The 6,056-nt window shown below is 45.6% G+C and carries 5 protein-coding genes; 2 read left to right on the forward strand and 3 right to left on the reverse strand.

The window, feature by feature from the left end; genetic code table 11:
- The first annotated feature begins 1 nt into the window (after position 1).
- Positions 2 to 2,560, forward strand: a complete 2,559-nt coding sequence (locus QWZ17_RS17275; protein WP_290306532.1) for an ABC transporter permease — start codon at positions 2 to 4, stop codon at positions 2,558 to 2,560.
- A gap of 19 nt (positions 2,561 to 2,579) precedes the next feature.
- The gene (locus tag QWZ17_RS17280; protein ID WP_290306533.1) at positions 2,580 to 3,284 is read left to right on the forward strand and encodes an arylesterase; all 705 of its coding nucleotides are present in this window, start codon (positions 2,580 to 2,582) and stop codon (positions 3,282 to 3,284) included.
- Positions 3,285 to 3,405: 121 nt separating this feature from the next.
- Here QWZ17_RS17280 and QWZ17_RS17285 read toward each other — a convergent pair whose 3' ends face one another.
- The 3 genes from QWZ17_RS17285 to QWZ17_RS17295 all read right to left on the reverse strand — a co-directional run.
- Positions 3,406 to 4,686, reverse strand: a complete 1,281-nt coding sequence (locus tag QWZ17_RS17285; protein WP_290306535.1) for a serine hydrolase domain-containing protein — start codon at positions 4,684 to 4,686, stop codon at positions 3,406 to 3,408.
- Positions 4,687 to 4,949: 263 nt separating this feature from the next.
- Positions 4,950 to 5,780 carry a hypothetical protein gene (locus QWZ17_RS17290; RefSeq protein WP_290306536.1) on the reverse strand — a complete coding sequence of 277 codons (831 nt, stop codon included), beginning with the start codon at positions 5,778 to 5,780 and terminating at the stop codon, positions 4,950 to 4,952.
- 69 nt (positions 5,781 to 5,849) lie between these two features.
- The coding region (locus tag QWZ17_RS17295) for a hypothetical protein (protein WP_290306537.1) at positions 5,850 to 6,056 on the reverse strand (207 nt) is incomplete at its 5' end.

Consider the following 6,056-nt stretch of genomic DNA (forward strand, 5'->3'; position numbering starts at 1 on the left):
TATGGATACCAATCCCGTTAATTATAAACGAAAAATAAATTACGCCTGGCTGTTTAATATGGCCTGGCGCGATAGCAGGAAAAACCGTTCAAGGCTATTCCTGTTTATATCTGCCATTGTTTTTGGCATTGCGGCCCTGGTGGCCATCTACTCGTTCAGGTACAATGTACAGAATGATGTGAACGGACAGGCCGCAACCCTCATCGGCGCCGACTTACTGATCTCTGGCAATAAACCTGCCGACCCGAAGTTGAAAAACATGCTCGATTCGCTGGGCGATAAAAGATCAACCGAACGCAGCTTTGCATCCATGGCCTATTTCCCAAAAAGTAAAGGCACAAGACTGGTACAGGTGCGCGCTTTGCAGGGCGAATACCCTTATTACGGCACTATTGAAACCACGCCCGAATCGGCAGGCACATCCTTCAAAAACGGACAAACGGCTTTAGTGGATAGAACGCTGATGTTGCAATTTAACGTTCACGTGGGCGACTCTGTACGGGTTGGCAACGAGCGTTTCCTGATAGCGGGCACGTTAAACAAAGCCCCCGGCCAAAGCGGGGCAATGGCTGGCATAGCACCCGTGGTATACATCCCCATGAAGTACTTGGAACAAACCGGCTTGCTAAAAATTGGCAGCCGCGTTACATACACCTTTTACTACAAATACGACCATAAGGTGGATATGGATAAGCTGGTTAAAAAGCTTGACCCCATCCTTGATAAAAACGGCCTGAACTACGACACCATAGAAACCAGGAAAGAAAATACCGGTCGCGCGTTTGGTGACTTGGGTAGATTTTTATCATTGGTTGGCTTTATTGCCTTGCTGTTGGGCTGCGTTGGTGTTGCCAGCGCTATCCACATCTATGTGAGGGAAAAAATTGCCTCCATAGCCATTATGCGTTGTTTGGGTGTAAAAGCATCCGAGGCATTTTTAATTTATTTAATCCAGATTGTGGGTATCGGGCTTATCGGCTCCATTATTGGCGCGGCATTGGGTACGGCAATTCAGCATTTGCTGCCGCTTGTTTTTAAAGATTTTCTGCCATTTACTATCTCTGTCGAAATTTCATGGCTGGCTATCGGGCAGGGCATTTTATTAGGGGTGATCATCTCCATCCTGTTTGCCATGCTGCCGCTGATTTCGGTACGTAATATTTCGCCCTTGAACACCCTGCGCATGTCGTTTGACGAGACGGGCCGCAAAGCCGATCCTTTACGCTGGCTGGTTTACCTGCTTATTTTAGGTTTTGTTTTGGGCTTTACTTATTTACAATTAGATAGCTGGCTGGGCAGCGTATTTTTTACGCTGGGTATCCTGGTAGCTTTTATGATATTGGCGGCTGTAGCGTGGTTGTTAATGCGTGTTATGAAACTGATCATCAACAGCGGCTGGAGCTATTTATGGCGACAGGGCTTTGCCAACTTATACCGACCTAATAACCAAACGCTTATTTTAATGGTATCTATTGGGTTAAGTACCGCGTTTATTTGTACGTTGTTTTTTATCCAAAGCATCCTTATAAGCCAGGTAAACTTATCGAGCAGCGGCAATCAATCAAACATGATACTATTTGATATTCAAAAAAGCCAGAAGGAGGTTATTGCCGATGTTACCCGTAAGAATGGGTTGCCGGTATTACAGCAGGTGCCCATTGTTACGGTAAGATTAGAACAAATTAACGGTAAAACCGCCGCGGATGCAGTAAAGGATACCACCATCAAAATACCCCATGGCGTATTCGCCTGGGAGTACCGGGTTACGTTTAGGGATAGCCTGTCGTCATCAGAAAAACTGTTAGATGGCACCTGGATAGCCAAAGCCGAGCCGGGCAAAGACATTCCTGTATCGGTAGAAGAAAACCTGCAAAAACGGGCGCATCTTAAAATTGGCGATAAGCTGGTATTTAACGTACAGGGTGTACCCATGCCCGCTTATGTAGCCAGCGTGCGCAAGGTAAACTGGGGCAAGGTGCAAACCAATTTCCAGGTGGTGTTCCCTACCGGAGTATTGGAGGATGCACCACAATTCCAGGTGTTGATGACGCATGTGCCGTCAAACAAAGTATCGGCAGCATTTCAGCAGGCTGTGGTGAGGCAGTTCCCCAATGTATCCATCATTGATCTTGGTTTGGTGTTGAGTATTTTAGATGAATTGCTAAGCAAGATCAGTTATGTGATCCGTTTTATGAGTGCCTTTAGCATCATTACCGGTATTGTGGTATTGATAGCTTCGGTACGCATCAGCAAATATCAGCGTATACAGGAAAGTGTGTTGCTACGTACGTTGGGCGCAAGCCGGAAACAGATCTTTGCTATAACCGCATTGGAGTATTTGTTCCTGGGAAGTCTCTCGGCGCTTACCGGCATTTTGATAGCCGTGGCAGGCACCTGGTTTTTAGCTAAATATAGTTTTGAAATTCCTTATTCGGTTAGTTTTGTTCCGGCGCTGATTTTATTCCTGATCATATCGCTTTTAACCGTTATTATTGGTTTGCTAAACAGCCGCGATGTGTTGAACAAACCGCCGCTCGAAATTTTAAGAACAAACGCCTAAACGCGTTGTATTTATACTTATGTACAAATTAAAGTTAACATACCTGGCCCTTTTTGCCACCATAGCTTTATCCGCCTGCGGCGAAAAAAATAAACCCGCGGCCGATACCGAAAGCAAAGCCGACACCACCGCCAAAGCCGACGCGGTAGCCACAAAAACTATTTTGTTTTTTGGAGATAGCCTCACCGCGGGTTATGGTCTGGATGATCCAGCGGACGCTTTCCCCGGTGTGATCTCTAAAAAAATAGATTCCTTAAAACTACGTTATAAAGTAGTAAATGCCGGCGTAAGCGGCGAAACATCTGCCGGCGGCAATGGCCGGATAGATTGGACATTGAAGCAAAAGGTAGATATTTTTATATTGGAATTGGGTGCAAACGATGGCCTGCGTGGCATCTCGCCTACCGAAACCACCAAAAACCTGCAAAGTATAGTTGATAAGGTGAAAGCTAAATATCCCGATGCAAAATTGGTTATGCTGGGCATGCAGGTACCGCCAAACATGGGTGCCGATTACGTGAATAAATTTAAAGCGGTATTCCCAACCATCGCCACAAAAAATAAAATGGCGCTGGTACCTTTTCTATTACAGGGCGTAGGCGGTCACCCCGATTTGAACCAGGCTGATGGCATTCATCCAACAGAAAAAGGCGCTAAAATTGTGGCTGAGAATGTGTGGTCGGTTTTAAAAGGTGAATTGGATAATTCGAAAACCAGCAATTAATTTTTTTGTAGAGACGCAATATTTTGCGTCTCCCGCATGCAAATCAGCCCCGCTGAGTTCGCCCTGTAAAGTCGGAGACGCAAAATATTGCGTCTCTACATTGAAGAACATGAATTTGCTTTTAATCTGTTAACGCCTGATAAACCATCGCCCTAAATTTATCTTGGATAGCATTGTGCGGCAAGGGCCAGTTTTGGATAAACAGGAGGCAAACCAAATGCTCTTTAGGATCGGCCCAGTAAAGCGTTCCGTAAAAACCTCCCCAGGCAAACGAGCCCTCGCTGATGCCCAGTTTTTTTGAACTGGCTTCGGTAGTAACCCCAAATCCCAAACCAAATTTATCTTTATCGCTATTGATATACAGATCACCAATCTGGTTAGTGGTCATTAAATCTACCGTGTGGCGGCTTAGCAAGCGTTGGCCGTTGTAAACGCCGCCGTTAAGCAGCATTTGCAAAAAGGTAGCATAATCTTTAATGGTTGAGCTTAAACCTGCTCCGCCCGCATAATAAGTGCCGTTAACCAACGGATAATCAAAATTTATACCGGGGAATGTGCCTGCGTTCATCTTAATCAAATGGCCTTGCTTATCCGGCGTGTAAGCGGCTACTAATCTGCTTTGCTTGGCAGCCGGAATATAGAAGTAAGTATCTTTCATACCCAGCGGGTCAAAAATGCGCTCCTTTAAAAACTGATCAAGCGTTTTACCCGATACCCTTTCCACCAGGTAGCCCAATACATCTACGCTCATACTATATGTCCAGCGTTCGCCGGGCTGATGTACCAGTGGCATAGTGGCTAATTTGTTAATATTGGTGCTTAAGAGTAACTTATCGCTCACAAAACCAGCCTGAATACCTGCTTTGGCGTAAATAGCCTTCATTTTTTCCGAACCTATTTGCGCGTATTCTATGCCCGACGTATGGGTAAGCAAATCGCGGATGGTAATCTCGCGTTTGGCGGGCGTGGTGGTATATGTGGTATCTTTGGGGTTATAAGTATCTATTACTTTGGGATGGGCAAACGCGGGAATATATTTCGAAATAGGCTCATCTAACAAAAATTTCCCCTCTTCAAACAACATCATCACCGCTACGCTGGTGATGGCTTTGGTTTGTGAGGCGATACGAAAGATGGCATCGTTATTCATCAATTTTTTCTGTTCCAGATCGGCAGCGCCAAATGATTTGTAGTAAACTATTTTACCATTGCGGGCAATAAAGCCAACCGCCCCGTTCACATAACCCGAATCGATATTTTGTTCAATCATGTTATCGATTCGCTGCAGCCGCTCGGGTGAGAATTTCTCGTTGGCTGGTGTGCCCGCTTGTAAGGTGTTGCCCTGTGCAAATACCTTACCTGTAACAGCTATAAACAGTATAGCGCTAAATATCTTTTTCATCGTTGGGGTGACGTTTATAATTGAGATACAAAGTAGGATTTTTTTGGTGGATAAAGAAAACAGATTGATTGTATCAATGTCATGCCGAACCTGGTTCGGTCATCCCACTTGCATGGTATTCGCCATGTGAGTCACCTGTCCTGTGGGGTCGCGAAACAAGTTCGGGATGACCTCGGTTTTTGAGACATACCCGCGCGACAAAAAAGGCCGTCCACAAAAGACGACCTTTCCATTATTATATATAGGGATTTAAATTGTAATCCTTATTGGCGTACACCAAACCCGCCATGGTTGCCGGCAAAGCTTTGACCGCCACCGCGGTTGCCAAAATCCTGGTTTCTGCTTGGCTGACCGCCGCCGTTATTACGGTCGCCATGGTCTTGTCCGCCCTGGTTTCCACCCCAGTTGCCGTTGCCATGGTTTTGGCCGCCCCAGCCTCCCTGGTTGTGATTGCCACGGTCCTGACCGCCCCAGCCACCATTATTATCATGCCCGCCGCCTTGGTTTGGTTGGCCGCCCCAGTTTCCACCGTTTCGTCCATCACCTGGCCTTCCGCCCCAATTTCCGCGGCCATGATCGTCACCCCATCCACCTCTGTTCCATCCACGGTTATCATGGTTTTGATAAGCATATCCTCCATCATACCTTCTGTCAAACCTATGGCCCCAGTTGCCGCGGTCGCCCTGGTAGCCACCCCATCTTTCCCTGTAAATATCATGGTGCAGGTAAGGCTGACGGCCTCTCACTTCGTATCGTACACCGGTGCGCCAATCATAGTTGCGGTAGGCGCCTGGCAGGTAAGCGCAGCTTACCCAGTTATTGCCGTTATTATAGTAATAACAACGATTTGGGATGCTATAATAAGCCTCTACCTCAGGCAGATAATAATAATCATCACTATTATCGTTATAGTTTACCTGTGCATTATCATCATCGTAAACCGGTTGTTCTTGTACTACAACCGGTGGCGGCGCTGGTACATAAACACGCGGACCCGGAAGATGAAAACCTATATGTAAAGAGAACTGAGCGTTTGCTTTATTAACAAATAAACCACTCATTGCTATTGCTGATACTATGACTAACTTTTTCATTTTGTTAATTTTTATACATCTATGACGATACCAAATGGCAATGGTTTAATCCATTGTTACTATATATGTTTAAACAACTACATCACGGCACTTTATTGCATTATAATTCGATTTAGCAGAATTAAATTTCAAGGAAGTTTTTTTGAGGAGGGTTGAAAAAGCATAGCGCATACGACTCACCCCGACGAGGCTACGCCCGTCTGCCCCTCCTATGTTTGTTGTCATAATATAAGCAAATAAATTTGCATTATAAAGTGAAAAGGGATGAGAGCGGAT

It is taken from the genome of Mucilaginibacter flavus (genome assembly GCF_030409315.1).
Lineage (GTDB): Bacteria > Bacteroidota > Bacteroidia > Sphingobacteriales > Sphingobacteriaceae > Mucilaginibacter > Mucilaginibacter flavus.

What these genes read in the sequence shown, in the direction of transcription:
- QWZ17_RS17285 (WP_290306535.1), bottom strand. Translation starts at nt 4,686, where the DNA reads ATGAAAAAGATATTTAGCGCTATACTGTTTATAGCTGTTACAGGTAAG.
- QWZ17_RS17280 (WP_290306533.1), top strand. Translation starts at nt 2,580, where the DNA reads ATGTACAAATTAAAGTTAACATACCTGGCCCTTTTTGCCACCATAGCT.
- QWZ17_RS17275 (WP_290306532.1), top strand. Translation starts at nt 2, where the DNA reads ATGGATACCAATCCCGTTAATTATAAACGAAAAATAAATTACGCCTGG.
- QWZ17_RS17290 (WP_290306536.1), bottom strand. Translation starts at nt 5,780, where the DNA reads ATGAAAAAGTTAGTCATAGTATCAGCAATAGCAATGAGTGGTTTATTT.